Annotated in this window: 17 protein-coding genes and 1 pseudogene; 9 read left to right on the top strand and 9 right to left on the bottom strand. The window is 44.0% G+C overall.

The window, feature by feature from the left end:
• Positions 1-19 precede the first annotated feature (19 nt).
• The 5 genes from CAG57_RS06970 to CAG57_RS06950 all read left to right on the top strand — a co-directional run bounded on the left by CAG57_RS06970 (position 20) and on the right by CAG57_RS06950 (position 4,719).
• Positions 20-361: a metalloregulator ArsR/SmtB family transcription factor gene (locus CAG57_RS06970; RefSeq protein WP_161427646.1), complete on the top strand. Its 342-nt coding sequence runs from the start codon at positions 20-22 to the stop codon at positions 359-361.
• Positions 362-387: 26 nt separating this feature from the next.
• On the top strand, positions 388-1,389 hold the full coding sequence (locus CAG57_RS06965; RefSeq protein WP_161427647.1) for an ArsJ-associated glyceraldehyde-3-phosphate dehydrogenase: 1,002 nt from the start codon (positions 388-390) through the stop codon (positions 1,387-1,389).
• An 11-nt stretch (positions 1,390-1,400) separates the two neighbouring features.
• Entirely contained in the window at positions 1,401-1,895 is a 495-nt protein-coding gene (locus CAG57_RS06960; RefSeq protein WP_161427657.1) for a cyclin-dependent kinase inhibitor 3 family protein, read from the top strand.
• Positions 1,896-1,945: 50 nt separating this feature from the next.
• Positions 1,946-3,157: an organoarsenical effux MFS transporter ArsJ gene (arsJ, locus tag CAG57_RS06955; protein ID WP_099612268.1), complete on the top strand. Its 1,212-nt coding sequence runs from the start codon at positions 1,946-1,948 to the stop codon at positions 3,155-3,157.
• A 113-nt stretch (positions 3,158-3,270) separates the two neighbouring features.
• Positions 3,271-4,719: an NAD-dependent succinate-semialdehyde dehydrogenase gene (locus tag CAG57_RS06950; protein WP_161427648.1), complete on the top strand. Its 1,449-nt coding sequence runs from the start codon at positions 3,271-3,273 to the stop codon at positions 4,717-4,719.
• A gap of 9 nt (positions 4,720-4,728) precedes the next feature.
• Here the strand turns inward: CAG57_RS06950 and CAG57_RS06945 are convergent, their stop codons facing one another.
• Complete coding sequence (locus tag CAG57_RS06945) at positions 4,729-5,004, bottom strand: DUF1496 domain-containing protein (RefSeq protein ID WP_161427649.1); 276 nt, start codon at positions 5,002-5,004, stop codon at positions 4,729-4,731.
• Positions 5,005-5,025: 21 nt separating this feature from the next.
• Complete coding sequence (locus CAG57_RS06940; protein ID WP_161427650.1) at positions 5,026-5,919, bottom strand: 1-aminocyclopropane-1-carboxylate deaminase/D-cysteine desulfhydrase; 894 nt, start codon at positions 5,917-5,919, stop codon at positions 5,026-5,028.
• A gap of 414 nt (positions 5,920-6,333) precedes the next feature.
• Here CAG57_RS06940 and CAG57_RS06935 point away from each other — a divergent pair, with 414 nt between their 5' ends.
• The 3 genes from CAG57_RS06935 (at position 6,334) to fabV (ending at position 10,692) form a co-directional block, all read left to right on the top strand.
• Positions 6,334-6,960: a TetR/AcrR family transcriptional regulator gene (locus CAG57_RS06935; RefSeq protein WP_161427651.1), complete on the top strand. Its 627-nt coding sequence runs from the start codon at positions 6,334-6,336 to the stop codon at positions 6,958-6,960.
• Between the two features lie 54 nt (positions 6,961-7,014).
• Positions 7,015-9,297 carry an acyl-CoA dehydrogenase gene (locus tag CAG57_RS06930; protein WP_099612272.1) on the top strand — a complete coding sequence of 761 codons (2,283 nt, stop codon included), beginning with the start codon at positions 7,015-7,017 and terminating at the stop codon, positions 9,295-9,297.
• A gap of 192 nt (positions 9,298-9,489) precedes the next feature.
• The gene (gene fabV, locus CAG57_RS06925) at positions 9,490-10,692 is read left to right on the top strand and encodes an enoyl-ACP reductase FabV (protein ID WP_161427652.1); all 1,203 of its coding nucleotides are present in this window, start codon (positions 9,490-9,492) and stop codon (positions 10,690-10,692) included.
• A gap of 75 nt (positions 10,693-10,767) precedes the next feature.
• Here fabV and CAG57_RS06920 read toward each other — a convergent pair whose 3' ends face one another.
• Together CAG57_RS06920 and CAG57_RS06915 are read right to left on the bottom strand one after the other, a co-directional pair.
• On the bottom strand, positions 10,768-12,444 hold the full coding sequence (locus CAG57_RS06920; RefSeq protein WP_161427653.1) for an aspartate:alanine antiporter: 1,677 nt from the start codon (positions 12,442-12,444) through the stop codon (positions 10,768-10,770).
• Between the two features lie 173 nt (positions 12,445-12,617).
• Positions 12,618-12,884 carry a GrxA family glutaredoxin gene (locus tag CAG57_RS06915; RefSeq protein ID WP_099612274.1) on the bottom strand — a complete coding sequence of 89 codons (267 nt, stop codon included), beginning with the start codon at positions 12,882-12,884 and terminating at the stop codon, positions 12,618-12,620.
• 445 nt (positions 12,885-13,329) lie between these two features.
• Here CAG57_RS06915 and CAG57_RS06910 point away from each other — a divergent pair.
• Positions 13,330-14,482 (top strand): annotated as a pseudogene (locus CAG57_RS06910) (iron-containing alcohol dehydrogenase); the annotation flags it as partial.
• A gap of 281 nt (positions 14,483-14,763) precedes the next feature.
• Here the strand turns inward: CAG57_RS06910 and CAG57_RS06905 are convergent.
• The 5 genes from CAG57_RS06905 to CAG57_RS06885 all read right to left on the bottom strand — a co-directional run bounded on the left by CAG57_RS06905 (position 14,764) and on the right by CAG57_RS06885 (position 20,240).
• Complete coding sequence (locus CAG57_RS06905) at positions 14,764-15,618, bottom strand: MurR/RpiR family transcriptional regulator (protein ID WP_099612275.1); 855 nt, start codon at positions 15,616-15,618, stop codon at positions 14,764-14,766.
• 333 nt (positions 15,619-15,951) lie between these two features.
• Positions 15,952-17,601 carry a pyridoxal-dependent aspartate 1-decarboxylase PanP gene (gene panP / locus CAG57_RS06900; RefSeq protein ID WP_161427655.1) on the bottom strand — a complete coding sequence of 550 codons (1,650 nt, stop codon included), beginning with the start codon at positions 17,599-17,601 and terminating at the stop codon, positions 15,952-15,954.
• Positions 17,602-17,750: 149 nt separating this feature from the next.
• Positions 17,751-18,266, bottom strand: a complete 516-nt coding sequence (locus CAG57_RS06895; protein ID WP_099612277.1) for a hypothetical protein — start codon at positions 18,264-18,266, stop codon at positions 17,751-17,753.
• 127 nt (positions 18,267-18,393) lie between these two features.
• Complete coding sequence (locus CAG57_RS06890; protein ID WP_161427656.1) at positions 18,394-19,299, bottom strand: lysine exporter LysO family protein; 906 nt, start codon at positions 19,297-19,299, stop codon at positions 18,394-18,396.
• 20 nt (positions 19,300-19,319) lie between these two features.
• Positions 19,320-20,240 carry an HDOD domain-containing protein gene (locus CAG57_RS06885; protein WP_099612278.1) on the bottom strand — a complete coding sequence of 307 codons (921 nt, stop codon included), beginning with the start codon at positions 20,238-20,240 and terminating at the stop codon, positions 19,320-19,322.
• Between the last annotated feature and the right edge of the window lie 192 nt (positions 20,241-20,432).

Below are 20,432 nucleotides of genomic sequence, written 5' to 3'. Positions count from 1 at the left end.
TTCATATAAGGTAATAACTATGCTTCCTCATCAATTTTTTAAATTACTGGCTGATGAAACCCGAGTGCGCTGTTTATTGATGATCGCCCGTGAACAACCGCTTTGTGTTGCTGAGCTGACCGAGGCTTTACAAGAGAGTCAGCCAAAGATTTCGCGCCATTTGGCTTTATTGCGTTCAAGTGGTGTGGTGGTGGATGTACGCCAAGGGCAGTGGGTTTTTTATCGTTTATCTGAACATCTTCCAGGTTGGATGAGAAAACAGATCCAAGGGTTGGTGGATTCCAACTGCTTAAAAGAAGAATACCAGCACGACATGGTTCGCTTAGCGGCGATGAAGTTACGCCCACAGTGCTGTGTCTAACCATACGCTTTTAAAAAGGAAAGATTATGTCGATTAAAGTAGGAATCAATGGTTTTGGCCGTATCGGTCGGTTAGCTTTACGTGCAGCGTATGATTGGCCGGACATGGAATTTGTGCAGATCAATGACGTCGCGGGTGATGCTGCTACGTTGGCGCATTTACTTGAGTTTGATTCGGTACAGGGGCGTTGGCATCATGAAGTTCGAGCAGAGGGTAAGACTCTGATCATCGATGGCAAATTGATTCACACCACGCAACAACAAGCGATTGATGCAGTGGATTGGTCTGGGTGCGATGTGGTGATTGAGGCCACGGGAGTGCATCGTAAAAGTGAATATTTAAATCAATATCTTGCACAGGGAGTGAAGCGGGTTGTTGTGTCTGCACCCGTTAAAGAAGCGGGCATTGCCAATATTGTGGTAGGCGTCAATGACCAAAGCTTTAACCCCGAAGAACATCGCATCGTGACGGCCGCTTCTTGTACCACCAACTGCATTGCTCCGATTGTTAAAGTGATTCATGAAAAACTCGGCATTGAACACGCTTCTTTTACCACGATTCACGATTTAACCAATACTCAAACCATTTTGGATGCTCCGCATAAAGATCTTCGTCGCGCTCGTGCTTGCGGGATGAGCTTGATTCCAACGACAACCGGTTCGGCAACAGCAATCGTCGAAATTTTCCCTGATTTGGCAGGGAGAATTAACGGCCACGCGGTGCGAGTCCCGCTAGCGAACGCGTCTTTAACCGACATTATTTTTGATGTGAAACGTGATACTAGCGCAGAAGAGGTCAATGCTCTGTTAAAAGAAGCGTCAGACAATGAGCTGAAGGGCATTCTTGGCTTTGAAACACGGCCACTGGTTTCGATTGATTATAAAGGGGATCCGCGTTCAACCATCGTTGATGCACTTTCAACCATGGTGGTCGGTAAACGGATGGTGAAAATCTATGCTTGGTACGATAACGAAATGGGCTATGCCACTCGTACGGCTGAGTTAGTCCGTAAAGTGGCTTTAGCATAAGGAAGCAAATGATGACACATCCAATATGGGAATTGCCGTTAGACAACGGGGCCGGGTTGATTTTAACGCCTTGCCCCGGTACGAAAGGCACCTCGTTAGCCGACAGTATTATGCAGCTAAAAGCGGTAGGTGTAACCACGGTGGTGACGGCCATTAATGAGCAGGAGATGGATCAACAGGGGGTGAGTGAATTAGAGCAACGAGTACAAGAGGCTCATATGGACTGGTTTCACGCCCCGATTGAAGATGATTGTGCGCCTGATGTTGTATTTGCTCATCAGTGGGCACAAATCAGCCCGGCTTTACATCGTGCGATAGAGAATGGTGAAAAAGTCGCTTTGCACTGTCTTGGTGGTTCGGGGCGCACCGGATTATTAGCGGCGCACTTATTGCTGGAAAAAGGCTGGCCGCTGGCGCGTATTATCCCCCAAGTTCAGGCGTTGCGCCCGGGAGCATTTACTAAAGCAGTGCAAGTTAATTATATTGAACGGATTGCCAAAAAATAACCCTTTAATAAGAGTGGCGTGAGCCACTCTTTTGTCAGCGAGAATTCACCATGTTGTCTCAATTTAATTCTTCAATACGTCAGTATATGTTGGTGACTTTTAACTACTGGAACTTCACGATTACTGATGGTGCACTGCGGATGTTGGTCGTGTTGTACTTTTACGATTTGGGTTATTCAACCTTCGCCATTGCCTCTCTCTTTTTGTTTTATGAGTTTTTTGGTGTGGTGACAAATTTGATTGGAGGTTGGCTTGGGGCACGCTTAGGGTTGAATCGTACGATGAATATCGGCCTTGGTATGCAGATTATGGCTCTTTTAATGTTAGCGGTTCCATCCGTGTGGTTAACGGTTCCTTGGGTGATGGCGGCACAGGCATTGTCTGGTATTGCAAAAGATCTCAATAAAATGAGTGCCAAAAGCGCCATTAAAACGTTAGTGCCAAATAATGCACAAGGGGCGTTATATCAATGGATTGCTATTTTAACCGGTTCAAAAAATGCGTTAAAAGGGGCTGGTTTTTTCTTAGGCGGAGCGTTGTTAACTAGTATTGGCTTTCAATATGCGGTCTTGGCGATGGCTTTGGTTCTGAGCGCCGTTTTTGTTGGCAGCTTATTGATGCTGCAAGCTGAGATGGGGAAAGCGAAAACCAAACCTAAGTTTTCTGAAATTTTTTCTAAATCCGCCAGTGTGAATATTCTCTCCGCCGCTCGAATGTTTTTGTTTGGCGCGCGGGATGTTTGGTTTGTGATTGCCTTGCCGATTTATCTAGGTTCGGTGTTTGGCTGGGGACACAGTACCGTGGGGGGCTTTCTTGCTTTATGGGTGATTGGTTACGGTATCGTGCAAGGATTGGCACCTCGGATCACCGGGAAAGCGACCGGCCAGATACCAGACGGAAAAGCAGCTATTGGCTGGGCGGCGGTACTGGCTTTAGTGACCGGTGCGATTGCTTATAGCATTCAAATGCAATGGCAACCTGAACTGGTGATTGTTTTTGGGCTTTTGATCTTTGGTGCTATTTTTGCGGTTAACTCTTCACTGCATTCTTATTTAATTGTCAGTTACGCTAAAGGAGAGGGGGTTTCTTTGGATGTTGGGTTCTATTACATGGCGAATGCGATGGGGCGGTTAATCGGGACGATTCTTTCCGGCTGGGTATTTCAAGTATCGGGATTTGCCGCTTGCTTATGGGTTTCCTTTGTCTTCTTACTACTTACGACATTGATCTCATTTTGGTTACCGAAAGCGAGATCTGCTTGATAAAGCTAAAAACCGAAAAAATAGCAACCCTGCCAAACAGACCCTAGCATCTTGATGATAAAGGTATATGCTAGCTGCTCATTACTCTATTTACTCATAACGGAGGAGAAGTTATGCACTTATCCGATCCCAACCTATTTCAGCAAGCATGTTTTATTGATGGACAATGGGTCGCGAGCCGCGATGGGAAAACGACCTCAATTACTAATCCTTATGATAATTCGCTACTGGGAACTGTACCAGCGTTGACCGAACCGCAAGTGGCGGAGGCAATTACTTCTGCAACACGGGCGCAGCGTCAGTGGGCCAAGCAAACCGCTGCAAATCGGGCTGCAGTTTTGCGCCAATGGTTTAACTTGATTGAACAACATGCCGATGATCTCGCCCTGTTAATGACCCATGAGCAAGGTAAAGCGCTCCAAGAAGCGAAAGGAGAAATCACCTACGCGGCGAGTTTTGTCGAATGGTATGCTGAAGAGGCGAAGCGTTCGTATGGTAAGATAGTGCCAACGCACAAAGCAGATGCACGTATCTTAGTCTCTCGTGAACCGATTGGCGTGGTTGCGGCGATCACTCCGTGGAATTTTCCCGCGGCGATGGTAACACGAAAATGCGCTCCCGCTTTTGCCGCTGGATGTGCTGTTGTGTTAAAGCCTGCGCCAGAGACGCCATTTACCGCCCTAGCATTAGCGGTGTTAGCAAAACGAGCTGGATTACCTGATGGATTATTGCAAGTGGTCACCGGTGATGCCGTCATGATTGGACAACTTTTGACCGAAAGTCCTCTTATTCGCAAGCTCTCATTTACGGGCTCAACTCGGGTTGGCAAAATTTTGATGGCACAATCGGCTTCCAATGTAAAAAAACTCTCTTTGGAGTTGGGTGGCAACGCCCCTTTTATTGTCTTTGATGATGCCAATATAAATGCTGCGGTTGAGGGAGCCATGATTGCGAAATTCCGCAATGCGGGACAAACCTGTGTGTGTGCCAACCGTATTTATGTGCATGATAGTATCTATGAGCAATTTACTGCCAAGTTGGTTGATCGAGTGCGTAAACTCAAAGTCGGTGATGGATTAGTCACCGGGACTCAAATCGGACCACTAATCAATGACGCTGCGGTCAATAAAGTCCGTAGTCACATTGAGGATGCCCTTGAAAAAGGCGCTAAAGTGGCTTTTGGCACCTTACCTGAAGTGGGAAGTCGCTTATTTATTCCTCATGTTTTAACTGAAATGAGTGATGATATGCTGGTGGCTCATGAAGAAACGTTTGGCCCACTTGCTGCACTATTCCGCTTTACGAGTGAAGACGAAGTGATTGAACGGGCCAATCGTAGCCATTTTGGTTTAGCGGCCTATTGCTATACTCAATCGCACGCTCGAGCGTGGCGGATGAGTGAGCAATTAGAAAGTGGCATTGTTGGCATCAATGAAGGACTCATTTCGACCACCGTGGCTCCTTTTGGGGGGGTGAAAGAATCCGGTTTAGGACGAGAAGGCGCGAAACAAGGATTAGAAGAGTACCAAGAGGTGAAATATACCTTAATGGGGGGACTGTAATATAACCTCCTAGGGTACTCGTTGTTCTGTGGGATGGGTTGGCTCATTGATGGGGTGCCATTTCAATGAGCCATTAGTTTCAAAATTATTCGCTCGCTGACAAATCAGTACCGTTTGTCCAATGGGTAAAATCGCGCCTTCAGAATAAGCCTTATCTTGATAGTAACAGACGCGTTGGAAGTTATTGTGCTCAAGTAGCACGGTTTTGGTGTCTGTTTGATTTGGTTCGGCTTGTAACGTCTGGCTTACCAGTAAGGTGATGATCAGTGATATTTTCTTTAGCATAATAAACACTCCTCTTTTATCTTAGCCCCATTGTCGCTGATAGCGAGGGAGCATACTTTCATTCCCTAATAATCCACCTTGATGAAGGTAGATTAACGATAGATCATTATGCAGCGGTAACCAATCCATTAAGCAGCGCCACATCAAAGGATCATATAAAAGCTCAAATTCGACATGAGTTTGCTGATGTAGCTGCTGCCAAATTTGATAATCGTGGTAATAAAGACGTCCAAAATGGTGTTTTCGCTCAGGTGATAGAATCGTAGGATAATCGCTTTCTCCAAGTTGTTGCCATTGCTGCTCAAGATACGTTTGTCCACCCACACATGGACAAGTGATCACCTCAATCTCGTGCCTGCTTAACGCCTTATGTAAATAGAGCGCCGTGGTACCTGTACCGGAAGGTAATGCCACAGCCCAGCGTTGTTTGGGTTGCTGCTGAATCCATGTTAGCAATTCATGAGCTAGTTGCTTTATGCCATATTCGGCAAGAGGCGTGCGTCCACCTTCTTCAATGAATAAACACTGCTCATCGGGTTTGCGTATTTGTAGAATGTATTGATGCGGATGATTAGGAGACAAAGCCTTTGTCTCTATCACATTTGCCTCGAGTTCTAATGCGGCGCGGTAGTTACCGATAGGGTATTGCTTGAGCCAGTCAGGAATATGGTGAACATAGTATTCGAGTTGCCAACCATGAATCGCGGCTAAACCAGCTAAAGAGTAAAGCGAGTTGGCTTGCACTGAGCCATAGCTGATCAATGTGTTGATTTCTGGCCGCTCCATTTGCAACAAAGAAAGAAATTTTCGTGCTTTATTACCACAAAATTGTGGATGAAGTTGATCATCACGTTTGAGATAAAAAGCGTGGCCTTGAAAACGATGTTCTGTGATCGGGCTTTGAGTTAATTTCATTGAGCTCACTAGGTGAAATATGGAAACGGCGAAGTATACCCTTTCTTTGGTGCAAGCGATATTTAGTACGAAAAAAAGCCCAGAACAAAGTCGAACTGGGCGGATAAAATATAGGAGTTAAATAAGAAAAAGCAGCATTGTGGTTGTCAGTAAAGAAGAAAGTTCGACGGCCGTAAAACTCTTAATACTCTGCCAACTACAATCAATCAGACTGGGCGAAAGCAAAAGAGTTCCTTAAAAAGAGAAAAATTAATCAAATTTTCTAGGATCACTGTAAACCGATAGGTTTTCAGGCAGTTAAGTCTGCATAAATCGAGCTGGTCTGACCATGGCTAAAAACTGTGATGTTAATCGCTTGTTAATCTTCTGTTTCATGGGTATATTTCAAACAAGCGTTTGATACGGGTGATTGAAATGGTTTCGAAGAGCAGTACCAAAGAAAAAATACTTGATGTTGCAGAAGGGTTATTTGCCGAGCACGGTTTTAATGATACCTCTCTTCGTACCATTACCAGTAAAGCGAATGTGAACTTAGCCTCTGTCAATTATCATTTCGGTGGAAAAAAGACCCTCGTTCGTGCGGTATTAAACCGTTATCTTGAAGCATTTATGCCAGCGGTGAGAGTCTCATTGATCGAACTTAATGCCAGTGATGATTATACCATGGAAGCGGTTTTTGAAGCGTTGCGGGGGCCATTAAAAGCATTGAATCAGGTACGACCGAATGGAACTAGCCGGTTTATGCTGTTGATTGGTCGTGGTTATACCGATGTTCAAGGCCATTTACGTTGGTTTATCACTACACGATACGATGAAGTACTTGATCTATTTACTCAGTCAGTCATGAGAGCGAACCCTGGGTTGACTCGGGAAGCTTTATTCTGGCGGCTACATTTCACTCTCGGGACGTGCGTCTTCACCATGGCTTCTAGCCAAGCATTGGCTGAGATTGCTGAAAACGCCTTCGGAGCTAAAGTGGATGCTAATTTAATGATTGATCAAATTATTCCTTACTTAGCTGCCGGTGTGGCAGCGAAGTAACTCAAACCAATACCATAACTATAACAATTAACCAGTGAACAAAAGGATCTGACAATGAGCTCTCTAAGAAGAAAATGGATTAGTGACCCTGCTTTTAAACTCTTTAAACAGGTTTTACCACCGTTATCGGCGACTGAGAAAGAAGCGATGGAAGCGGGAAGCGTTTGGTGGGATGGCGAATTATTCTCAGGCAAACCCGATTTCAAAAAATTGCATCATTACCCTAAACCGGCTCTGAGTGAAGAAGAGCAATCTTTTATGGATAATGAGCTAGAAACACTACTTTCCATGATTGATGAATATCAAATCACCAAGCATGATCGTGACTTGCCTAAATCTGTATGGGAATTTTTGCGTAAAGAGCGCTTCTTCTCACTCATTATTTCGAAGGCTTATGGAGGACGTGAGTTTTCTGCGTTAGCAAACTCCACCATCGTTTCTAAAATTGCAACACGTAGTATCAGTGCTGCGGTTACCGTTATGGTGCCGAATTCATTGGGGCCTGGTGAGCTATTATCGCATTATGGTACACAGGAACAAAAAGATTATTGGTTACCTCGTTTAGCCGATGGCACTGAAATTCCCTGTTTTGCCTTGACCGGGCCAGAAGCAGGATCGGATGCTGGCGGTATTCCCGATCAAGGTATCGTGTGCTATGGCAAACATGAAGGGAAAGAAGTATTAGGCATCCGCTTAAATTGGAATAAACGTTATATCACCTTAGCTCCGGTGGCGACCGTGTTGGGTTTGGCGTTTAAGCTGAGCGATCCAGAAGGATTATTGGGTGATAAAAAAGAGCTTGGTATTACTTGTGCACTGATCCCGGCCAGCCATAAAGGCGTCGAGATTGGTGAGCGGCACGATCCTCTTGGTTTGGCATTTATGAATGGCCCGACGCGTGGGAGCGATGTGTTTATTCCTATGGATTGGTTGATCGGTGGTGTTGACTATGCTGGAAAAGGTTGGCGAATGCTCGTTGAGTGCTTGTCTGCCGGACGTGGTATTTCGTTACCCGCTCTCGGAACCGCGATTGGTCACTTAACGTCCCGAACAACGGGAGCTTACGCGTATGTTCGTAAACAATTTGGCCTGTCGATTGGTCAATTTGAGGGGGTTGCTGAAGCGCTGGGACGTATTGGCGGTCTGACCTATTTGCTTGAAGCGACACGAACACTGACTACCACGTCACTTGATCTGAAAGAACGACCCGGGATTATTACCGCTATCGCTAAATACCATATGACGGAAATTGGTCGGATTATTTTAAATGATGCGATGGATATTCATTCAGGAAGAGCCATTCAAGATGGGCCGATGAACTATCTTTCTTCTCATTACCTTGGTGTACCGGTTGCAATTACCGTCGAAGGGGCGAATATCCTCACGCGTAACTTAATGATCTTCGGGCAAGGGGCTACGCGTTGCCACCCATATGTACTCAAAGAAATGGAGGCGGCTGCAAACCCAGATGCGAATGAAGGTGCCAAGCAATTTGACGAGTTGTTATTTAAACATATTGGTCATGCGCTTAAAAATACCTTTGGCGCGTTTGGAGCGGCGTTAACTGGCTCTCGTTTGATCAAGGCAGACATGAGTGGGCCAACCAAAGTTTATTATCAGCAAATGACTCGTTTAAGTCGTGCTCTGGCAGTCAGTGCCGATTTTGCCATGCTCACCCTGGGCGGCGACCTCAAACGCAAAGAAATGATTTCTGCCCGTTTAGGTGATGGTCTTAGCTATCTTTACATGGCTTCAGCTGTACTCAAGCGTTATGAAGACGAAGGAAGGCAACAAACCGATTTAGACTATGTCCATTATTCACTGCAATATTGCCTACATCACGCGGCAAAAGCATTGAATGATGCGTATCGTAATTATCCACAAAAAGTGGTTGGTATGGCCATGAAAGGGCTACTTTTCCCACTAGGCAACCATTACCAGGCTCCTAGTGATGATTTGACAGTGAAAATTGCGGCAAGCTTAATGACCCCAGGAGCCCACCGAGATCGTCTAACCCATTTGTGTTATGTCGGGCAAGATGAAAATGATAGTGTCGGCTTGATGGAAAAAGCATTTCTTGCCATGTACAGTGTCAAGGGCCTAGAGCGACAAATGAATAAGGCGGTAAAAGAAGGCAAGGTTGCTCGTAAAGGGCCATTGATGGAACGTTTAGCACAAGCGAAAGCGGCGGGTGTGCTCACTGATGATGAAGTCGATGCAATTTTAGCTGCCGATAAATTGCGTTATAAGGCGATTCAGGTCGACCATTTTAGCCATGATATGTCAGAAGTACGCACGAACAAGGTCAAGCCAGTCAAACTCAATCATGTTGCTTAGCGTTAGTTGGTATGCTGTCCCCCTGTTCACAAGGCCTCATATTTGAGGCCTTGTCTCATTTTTAAGCGGATTGTGGCAAAATGATGATTAACAGCTCCAACCACTTGGCAAAAAAGTACATTTTAATCGAAATAAGATGCGATTTGCCGTTGAAACTTTTATCCTAAGCAAGATTTTTGAAGGAAGTTGAATATGATCATCAAACCGAAAATTCGTGGATTTATCTGTACCACAACCCACCCTGTGGGTTGTGAAGCGAACGTAAAAGAACAAATTGCCTACACCAAAGCACAAGCGCCGATTGCGAATGCGCCAAAGCGGGTGCTCGTGGTTGGGGCTTCTAGCGGCTATGGCTTATCTTCTCGTATTGCCGCAGCTTTTGGCGGTGGTGCCGCGACGATTGGCGTCTTTTTTGAAAAACCGGGCACTGAGAAAAAAACTGGAACGGCGGGTTTTTACAATGCCGCAGCTTTTGAGAAATTGGCACATGCTGAAGGTCTGTACGCAAAAAGTCTTAACGGTGATGCGTTTTCTGATGATGCAAAGCAAAAAACGATTGAGTTGATTAAGCAAGATCTAGGTCAAATTGATTTGGTCGTTTACTCGCTCGCGTCGCCAGTGCGTAAACTGCCTGAAACCGGCGAAGTGATTCGTTCGTCACTGAAACCAATTGGTCAGACGTATACCTCAACTGCGGTAGATACCAATAAAGATGTTATTATTGAAGCAAGTGTTGAACCTGCCACAGAGCAAGAAATTCAAGATACCATTACGGTCATGGGCGGACAAGACTGGGAATTGTGGATTCAAGCGCTTGATGAAGCAGGCGTTTTGGCTCAAGGCTGTAAAACGGTTGCGTATAGCTATATCGGTACCGAGCTGACTTGGCCAATTTATTGGGATGGGGCGTTGGGTCGTGCAAAAATGGATCTCGACCGTGCCGCTAAGGCATTAAATGCACAACTCGCGACTAAAGGCGGGAGTGCTAATGTTGCTGTCTTGAAATCGGTTGTCACTCAGGCAAGTTCCGCTATTCCAGTGATGCCACTTTATATCGCTATGGTCTTTAAAAAAATGCGGGAAGAGGGTATCCATGAGGGGTGTATGGAGCAAATTTACCGTATGTTTAGTCAACGTTTGTATAAAGCGGATGGTAGTGCGCCTGAAACCGATGAACAGAACCGTTTACGTTTGGATGACTGGGAGTTACGTGACGATATTCAACAACATTGCCGTCAACTATGGCCACAAATTACCACTGAAAATCTAAAAACATTGACGGATTATGAAGGGTATAAAGAAGAGTTCTTAAAGCTGTTTGGTTTTGGTGTTGATGGTGTGGACTATGATGCCGATGTCAACCCTGAAGTCACATTTGATGTAATCGATATCTGAGCTTAATGGTTTCCATCAAAAATAACAAAAAGGCGCAATTTGCGCCTTTTTGCTTTGTTAACTCATTGCTTTACTTTAGTTTAAAATAATTAAGATGGTTCCGGCTAAGGTCATTAAAATATTGGCAATAGCGTAGGTGCCAGCATAACCGAGCGCGGGAATGGTCGATTTTGCATAATCATTAACGATATCCATAGCAGGGGCGCAAGTTCGGGCTCCGATAATGGCACCAAAAAGTAAGGCACGGTTCATCTTAAGCAAATAAGCACCGACAAGATAGGCAAACACCACGGGTAACACACTGACAATAAAAGCGACCCCGATGACTTGAGGCCCCACATCGGATAAATGATCAAACATTTTCCCCCCTGCACTTAAACCGATGCCGACCATAAAGAACATTAGGCCTAAGTCTTTAACCATATTTAGGGCACCTTGGGGCACATAGCCAAAGGTTGGGTGATTCGCGCGTAGAAAACCCAGGGTGATACCAGATAATAACAGCCCGACTGCATTACCTAAGCTAAATGAGACTTGACCAAAAGTCATGGTGATTAAACCAAATACGATACCGAGAATAAAGAAGCTACAAAACGCCATTAAATCGGCCATTTGGCTATGAATCGAGATAAAACCGATTTTTTCCGCTAACCCTTTAACGCGACTCTTCTCACCGCTGACTTGCAGAACGTCTCCTTTCGCAAGCACAATATCGAGATCCATTGGCATTTCTATTTGTGCCCGTACTACTCGGTTTAAGAAACAACCATATTCTGATAAGTTAAGATCAGAAAGTCGTTTACCCGCGATACTGTCACTTTTTACTACAATTTCTTCTTCGGTAATGCGTAAGTCGAGAAGGTTACGGTCAAAGACCTCTTTCCCATTACGGAAACTGGGGTCGAGGCGAGCATGACTATCAGGGAAGCCGACCAATGCTATTTCATCCCCTTCTTGTAATATTGCATCCCCATCTGGATGGGCGAGAATACCATTACGACGAATTCGCTCTATATAGCACCCAGTTTGACGATAGATACCCAATTCTCGCAAATTACGGCCATCCACCCAATTGATCAATTCGGGGCCAACTCGATAAGCACGGATAATCGGAAGATAAACTTTTCGTTGTCCACCAATCCCGCGTTCTTGAGCAATCTGTTGGGCTGAATCGGACAGATTTTGTTTTTGTAATTTAGGCAAGAGTTTGGCAAACATGATCATGCTAATTAAGCCGATGAGGTAAGCCATCGCATAACCAACCGATACACTTTCTAAAATCAATGATAAATCCATATTGCGAGGAATAGCGGCTAATCCAGAGTTGAGGGCATCCTGTGCACCAACTAAAACTGGAGTAGAGGTTAGCGCTCCGGCCATCATTCCCGCAGCTAAGCCATAATCGAGATTGAAATAATGGCTTGCAAAATAAGTGATCCACATCGCCGTGATTAATACGACTAAACTGAGAATCAAATAATGTTTACCATCGCGGAGGAAAATGCTAAAAAAATTAGGGCCAGCCTCGATACCGACACAATAAATAAATAGCATAAAACCAATCGTTAGGGCTTCAGCATTAAATGAAAAGCCTAAATGGCCCATCACCAGCGCGGTAATCAGTACGCCGATCGAATTTCCTAGTTGTAAACTGCCAAAGCGTATTTTTCCGAAGGCAAGGCCTATCGCTAAGACGACAAAAATAAGAAGAATGGGGTTTTGTTCTAGCAAAAGTACAACGTCGATATTCACAATTTGGCTCAATTTAAGCGTGCAAGCAGGGGGTGGTTAAATTGTGATGATTGTATCGTAAATAGTCAAAAATATAAGTGAATTTTTTTATTTTTGTACGAGTTTTCATCGAATAGACACAGAAAACCCCGCAACAGGTGGGCGGGGTTTTCTTATCGTTGCAGACGTGGTGTTTATTCGTCAAACAATCCTAAATGCTCTTTTGCATACGCTTCGAATTCAGTACAGCCACCAATGTGTTGTTGGTCGATAAAGATTTGCGGCACGGTTTCAACCGGTTTTCCAACCGTCTTTTCTAGGTCGGCTTTTGAGATCCCTTCTTCATGAATATCCACATAACGATAGTTGAAGTCATCACGTTTTGCTTTTAGGGTTTCTGCGTGTTCTTTTGCTCGAACACAGTAAGGACAAGCCGGGCGGCCAAAAATCACAACGAACATAACTGTCTCCTTTATTTTGTTTGCGCAACTATGCCCGATCCCAATTAGGAAATAAAGCGTGAATTAGCATTCGCTCTAATAGGCAAAAACAATGGTTGATTTTTTATTCGATTCAATGACTCATTTCTTCTCATCACCCAAGGTATCTCCTTCCTAATGGATGCTGCAGGGGTGTTGGCTGCGTTCGTTCACCCCAATCACATCGCTTGCCTACGGCTGTTCAAATTTGTTCCAGACAAATTTATCACTCACTTGCCGCCTACCTGCAACACCAAGTTGTTTGGGTATAACAAGATGTAATTGTGCATGAAGGATGTGATGATGTGCATACTCTTTAATGATTTTTATTTTATTTCTTTGCTCATTGCACTGCATCAAAAAATGATGGCTGAATTGATCGCAAGCTTGAACTCTCTCAGGAAAGTTTGGGCGGCGTGGAGGCAGCATGTTTCAATTTATGACATCGAATCGAATTGTATTCGGTGAAGGCGTATTGCAAAACTCGTTATCCATGATTAATCAATATGGATATAGTGTACTGTTAGTTTCAGGAAAAAATCTTCAGCGTGCTCAGACGGTGACTCAGTATTTACAGCAACAGCATATGCGCTATCAACATATTGCTATCCATGGTGAACCCAACATTACCATGGTCGAAGAAGCGGCGATGGCTGGACGGCGTTTTCAACCTCAAGTGGTGGTCGCGATAGGTGGGGGGAGTGTGCTGGATATGGGGAAAGCGTTAGCGGCCATTATTCCCAATCAAGGTAATGTGTACGATTATGTTGAAGTTGTGGGGCGTAATGTGCCGTTAAAAACCAAACCGCTACCATTTATTGCAATACCCACGACTGCCAGTACAGGCTCAGAAGTCACTAAAAATGCTGTGCTAAAATCAGGGCAAGATAAAGTGAAAGTGAGTTTACGCAGTCCGGATATGTTGGCTGCTGTCGCCATTATTGATCCGAGCTTAACTTATGGAACCGATAGTTATACCTCTGGACGTGGCGCAATGGATGCTTTTACACATTTAATGGAGGCTTACGTCTGTGGTGAACCGAATCCGTTAACGGACATGATTTGTGAAGAAGGGCTGCGTCGTTTAGCGCGTTCAACTGTCGCGGCATGTTGTCGAGATGAACCCTCGGCACGCTCTGATCTCTCTTTTGCTGCGATGCTTGGAGGGATGGCAATCACTAATGCCAAGTTAGGTGCCGCTCATGGTTTGGCTTCGGCATTAGGTGGAAAGTTAGATGCACCACATAGTGTCATTACCGCGCGTTTGGCCCCTTATGTTATGCGTGAAAATATTAACGCTGCCAAGCAAGAGAAGCGTCATGATATTATGCAGCGTTATTATCGAATTTCACAAATATTAACCAAGCGAAAAAATGTCAATATTGAGGATGGGATACTTTGGGTACAAATGATGTTAGACAAACTGAAGTTACCGACTCTCGCTCAATTTGGTGTTTGTACTACCTCATTTGAACAAGTTGCGCAAGATGCGTTACGTTCTCAAGCCATAAAAGGAAATCCGCTTCCTCTAACGCATGCACGTTTAGTCTATATTTTACGTCAGGTTTGTTCTTGTGATGAAGTAGGAAAAGCGAGAGTTGAGGTGGTTGCTGATGAGGTTAAAATGCAAGTGATAGAAGAAGATATATTGGCACAAGGAAGTGAATTAAACCCTTAATGCTTACTGCCTCTCAAATAGGCGGCGGTTAGGGGTGCCGTTGAGTGGTAAGTTAATTGCTAGCGCCATCGATGAATCGGCCCTTTGGCATCCTAAACCTTGTCAATCTTATTGCAGTTTCAAGTCAGGAGCATCGGGTAAAATAAAAACGGAGTATAAGCCTCCGTTTTTATTTGCGATGATTTAAAATTGCGATAATTTATCGTAGCGAGAATCTTTCAATACTTCTTTTACTCGTTTTAGGTTTTCACGAAACCCCGAGCCTCGTCGGAGTGTAAATCCTGTTGCCAGCACATCAATCACGGTCATTTGTACCACTCGGCTTGCCATTGGCATGTAGACATCAGTATCTTCCGGGACATCTAAACAAATTGATAATGAGCTTGCTTTATCAAGTGGTGAATCTTTGGCCGTAATCGCAATGACAGTCGCTCCATTTTCACGAGCGAGGTTTGCGATCTCCACTTGGCTTTTCGTCCGCCCGGTATGTGAAATTAAGACAATCACATCATTATCGGTGCAGTTGATACAGCTCATGCGCTGCATCACGATATCTTCAAAGCAAGTAATGGGGATATTAAACCGAATAAACTTGTTTTGTGCATCACGAGCAACGGAAGAGGAGGCTCCCAGTCCAAAGAAAGATATTCTTTTAGCTTGAGTGAGAAGATCGACTGCGCGATTAATTTGCATCGGGTCGAGACTATTTTTGGCGACATCTAAACACGCCATGGTTGATTCGAAAATCTTATGCGTATAAGCATCTGGGCCATCATCTTCTTCGACGTTTCGGTTTACATAAGGAGTACCGTTGGCCAAACTTTGGGCGAGATGAAGTTTAAAGTCAGGAAAGCCTTTTGTATCTAAACGGCGGCAAAAGCGATTTACAGTCGGTTCACTCACATCGGCCATTTTTGCCAGCGTGGCAATGCTGGAATGAATGGCGGTTTGTGGCGACGCCATAATCACTTCGGCGACTTTACGTTCCGACTTGCTAAAGTTTTCCAGATTTTTTTGGATTTTTTCTAATGTATTCATAGTGTTCACGCGGGCCTAGAGAACAACTCGTTGGTTTATTGCTTGTGTCTGTTTAGGGGGAGAGAAACAAACCATTTCTAAGACGACACAGGCACCAACGCCATTGTGTGAGTATAAACCGAAGTCGTCGTAATTCAGAAACGAAACACACAATCAATTGATAAGAATATGACAAGCCTCAAACTAAATTTTATAAAAACTACAGTTTTAGTGATTAATAAGCCGAGAATAAGTACATTCATGGCTTATTATGGTGGACAAATTACAGCAAACAGAAAGAAATTTTCATTTTTTCTTTCTGTTTAGTAAATATGCCTCATCGATTGGATTGCGTTACTGTGTCGCAATTTGCTGACAATACTGATTGATTTGCTCGAGCAAGAGGGGAGCATAGGTTGTCGCAATGTCTCTTTGTTCTTGCAGTATCGATTGTAAAATATCGTGTGTCGTTAAGGGGTTTGCTAATACAACCCGAAAAACTAGGGTATCCAAATGTTCCCAACTCAGGGGATTTAGACGAGTTCTTGACACAAAAGATTTACCCATTTCTCTTTGTTTTTTCTGAATAAATTTCGTTAACTCATTGAGTAACTGATTCAAGTGTGTTTTTTCTGGTAAAGATATCGTTGTTCGTATGTTTTTGACTGGTTTGGGTAGATAGCGATAAGTTAGCAGGCAAAGCTCGGGTTGTGAAACAAGCTCAAAGTCGGGTTGTTGTTCAATCAGTGAGCTAAAATATTTTGCCTTTTCAATGCTTTGATCGATAAGTAGTTGGTAGCCAGCGCGGCTAATTATGTGCATGCTGGCATAAACGAGCATCGCCATACCAGAGCGAGAGCCTTCTAAGGTGTGGCTACCGAGATCTTTTGATCCTTGGCGTAGAATATATTGTGCGTGATGCTCTATCGCTTTCATGGCATTGGGATTTTTAAATAATACCATGCCAGCACCCATTGGAATATACAGCTGCTTATGTGCATCAATGGTCACCGAGTCTGCTAATTCGATTCCGTCAAGCAAGTGGCGATAAGTTTTTGACATTAAAGTAGCCCCTCCCCATGCAGCATCGACATGAAAGTGGCAGTGTTCAATTCGGCAGATACGAGCAATATCATGTAGTGGATCGATATGCCCCGTTTCGGTTGTGCCCGCCACGCCGATCACAGCAAAAGGATGAATTCTCTGTGCTTTTAGCATTTGAATCTTAGATTGCAGATCGATAGGGCATAAGCGGTTATTTTCATCTGTACGTACGGCTACTAGCCCATCTTGGCCGATACCTAATATGTCGGCTGCTTTTTTGAGTGAGTAGTGTCCACGTTCAGAAACCAAAATGGCTAACCCTTGATAGCCATAATGCTGCATCGCCTTATATAGGCCTTCTTTTTCAACCCCGGTAAAATGATCTCGTGCTTTTAGTGCATTATTACGGGCGACCCATAGAGCGGTAATGTTGGCAACCGTTCCTCCTGAACAAAAAGCTCCGAGTGAATGATCAGCACTGTGCATCCATTGCTGATAAAAATGGTCTGGTTGGGTGTAAATGAGTCGATGCAGCATGCCTAGCACTTGCCGTTCAAGAGGGGTAAATGCTTTAGATGTTTCAATTTTAACGAGGTTTTGGTTTAAAGCGATCATGATTTTTGACAACGGCATCAAAAAATAAGGTAAAGCCGAAGTCATATGGCCGATAAAACTTGGCGAGGCAGTATGTACTGACTGGGCGACCAAGGTATCCATCAGATGTTGAGTGTGATCAGAGACAAATGCTGGAGCTTCGGGAATGTGCGGATCCGAGAAATCCTTCTCTATTTCTTTGAGTGGTTTTTCTTCCGCGACAATATGCTCGCGCAAAAATTGGTTTAAATTACGTGACAGTTCTGCCTCAATACGAGTCAGGGTTGAATCGGGCCCTTCTGGAACTGTAAAGATGCGCAGAAGGTTATCAAAGCTTACATCCGCTGTTTTGTATTCTGGTGCCATACCGTGTCGTTATATTATTAGCTGTCGATCTCTTTAAGCGAAACAATCTAAACGAAAATGAAACCAATGTCCCGCCTTTATTCGTTTAGATTTGACGTGATACTCGAGGTAACAAAGTGAGCATGACCACAATTTATAAGCAATGAATGTTATAAGCAATGAATGCGTTCCGCTTTGGCGATTGCTTGATTATATCGATTGAGTACGGGTTCGATCTGCTTAGGGTGGCTGAGTAACTCGGCAAAAGCGGAACGTAATTGATAATTTTTTTCGTGTGGTTTGTTTTGACGATCATCGAACGTTGTTTTCGCGCTGAGACCTAACTCATCATCGCGAGTGGCGAGTTGCTTGATCTCTTGTTGCTCTAGTTTGAGCCAAGATTCTATCGGTTGTGAAGTGGCCACTTTCTCAGGTTGATGTTGAAGGTAATAGCGTACCGCCGTGCGATTTAATTCAAAATGGTGCTGGCGTCCCGTTAGAAACCATTGGCTGACGTCAGCTAGATCTGGATATTTTTCTGCTGTGATTGTGGCGAGATCTTGATACCAAGCCAAAGATGCATCAATGTAAGCATCGTACTTTTGAGCGAGGCATTGATTGTCGGCTGCCGTGGCAGTCATTGAGCTGGCCGCGGCCAGCAGCAAAGTGACAATAGAGCGTTTCATAGCAAAATGATTCCTTGTGAGACGGTATGGTTTACCCCTTAATTGGGCTTATTATGTGATATTGGTGTTACATTGAGCTTAAATATGTTTGCTTATTGTAAATGATGCGTTGGTTTATTCCTGCGATCTAGCTTGCAAGAGAGACAAAAAACAGCATAAATACAGGCACTAATAAGCTCAAAATAAAACCACTGACGATCGCCACAGGCACGCACCTTACTCCACCTGTGGTTTGAATAATAGGGAGAGTAAAATCCATCGCAGTTGCACCCGCATAGCCGATTGAGGTACATGGTTTACGGCCAATCAGCATTGGGATTAACACGAGAGAAACAAGCTCTCGACTCAACTCAATAAGAAAAGAGGCTCCACCATAAACTGGGCCGAAGGCATCCCCCATCAGTATCCCAGATAACGAATACCAGCCAAATCCGGATGCCATGGCTAATCCGTGGTAAAGCGGAATATGGAGGATAAGGGCCGCGATCGCTCCACCAATCCAGCAAGTTATAATAACGACGGCAGCGATAATCATGCCATGTTTGTTAAGGAGAATTTGTTTGAGTGTTAACCCACTGTTTCGTAGTTGAACACCAATAAAAAAAAGTAAAACGAATAGAATCCATTCGCTAGTTTTCTCTACCCAAGAAAGATCAAAATTTAGTAACACTCCTATCGCAAGGCCACCACCGACCACCAAAATGAGTTTCAATGATTCTAGCGCCATACTTGATCGGGGGAGTTTGGTGTGTGTGGTTTGGGTATCGAGGGGTAACCATTTATCAACCCAAGGAAGTGCAAGTAGATTGCAGGCTGCGAGCACCACAAAAAAAGTGCCAGCAAATTGCAAAATCAGTTGTAAATGACTACCTAAATTATCTAATGCTGCAAGACTAAGCCCCATCAAAAATAAGATCAGGTAGATAAGTGAAACCGTGGCTCGATTAAGCAATAAGAGTCCATTCTTATTGGAAATAGAAAAGAGATACCCCACCACCAGTGGAGCAAAGATAAACAACATCCCTGAAAGCATATATTCCTCAGCTGTACAAATTAGAAGCCACTAGCGTTGATTACGGCCTTAAGCTGAGAGCGAAATTCTTGGTCATCAAGACTACTTAGGTGGTAAAGCACTTCCGCTCCCGTAACGTTGATTTCAACGTCATGCTCATCCAAAGCTTCATCTTGTTTTCTAAATAGGAGCAAATGATGGGCAATGCGAGCGATATCAAGGTAACTGACTTCTTGGCAATGATCCACTAATTGTTGATTACAAGCAACTTCGAGAAAATCATCGTCAAATCCCCAGTGTTTTAACACAAGCTTGCTGGTGGTTGAGCAACTTGAGTGAAATATTTGCATTGCAATATCAGGATCAAGGTAGTGCCCTTTTTCAAGATAAAGATGGTATTCATTGACTAAGCAAAATAGGCCAATATCAGCTAATAGCCCAACCAGAAGGGCTTTTTCTTGCTCAAGATATAGATAATCTTCAGGTTCTATTCGTTTGAAATTCTGTGCTACTAACACCATCGTGGCTCCGAGTTCACGGGCGACGCTTGCGCTGCGAGTGAGCATTTTATTACATTCGGCACTCAAATTAATCGAATGTTTTAGCTGCTCAATGGCTTGTGCTGTGACAATGTCACGTACTCGGTGGATCCCTAAGCGCGAAACTGCTGTGACTAAGTCGGTACACGTAATGTTACGTCGATTAAATACCACTGAGTTTGCAATACGAATCACCACGGCAGCTAAGCTAGGATCATCGGTTAAACAGGTGGCAATATCAAAAATAGAAGTCGATTCAGAACGAGATAATGCCTGTATTTTGATGACAACATCGGGGATAGGAGGTAGCGAAATCTGCCCTGTACTAATAGAGAGTTCAACTAACTGAGCAAATTCACTCTCCAATCCTTGGATAAGTTGCTGTTTATTCTCTGGAAGCCAGTAAAATGATAAATGGTTCATTGAGTATGAGTAAAATCGGAAAGTCGAGTCATTCTACCGATGGCTAATCCTGTGAAGCAACCTTTAAGCGCAGAAATTGCCATAGAGATGCTGAATTTAATGACTGACTATACATTTTGTATGAATATTATGATGATATTGACGATTCAATATCCTAAGGTTGTGAATCTGATCTCATAATTTTAATTTTAA

Source organism: Vibrio sp. V30_P3S12P165, assembly GCF_009904905.1.
Classification (GTDB): Bacteria; Pseudomonadota; Gammaproteobacteria; order Enterobacterales; family Vibrionaceae; genus Vibrio; species Vibrio fujianensis.
The sequence above is the reverse complement of the archived record's forward strand: the minus strand, read 5'-3'. Positions and strand labels throughout refer to the sequence as shown.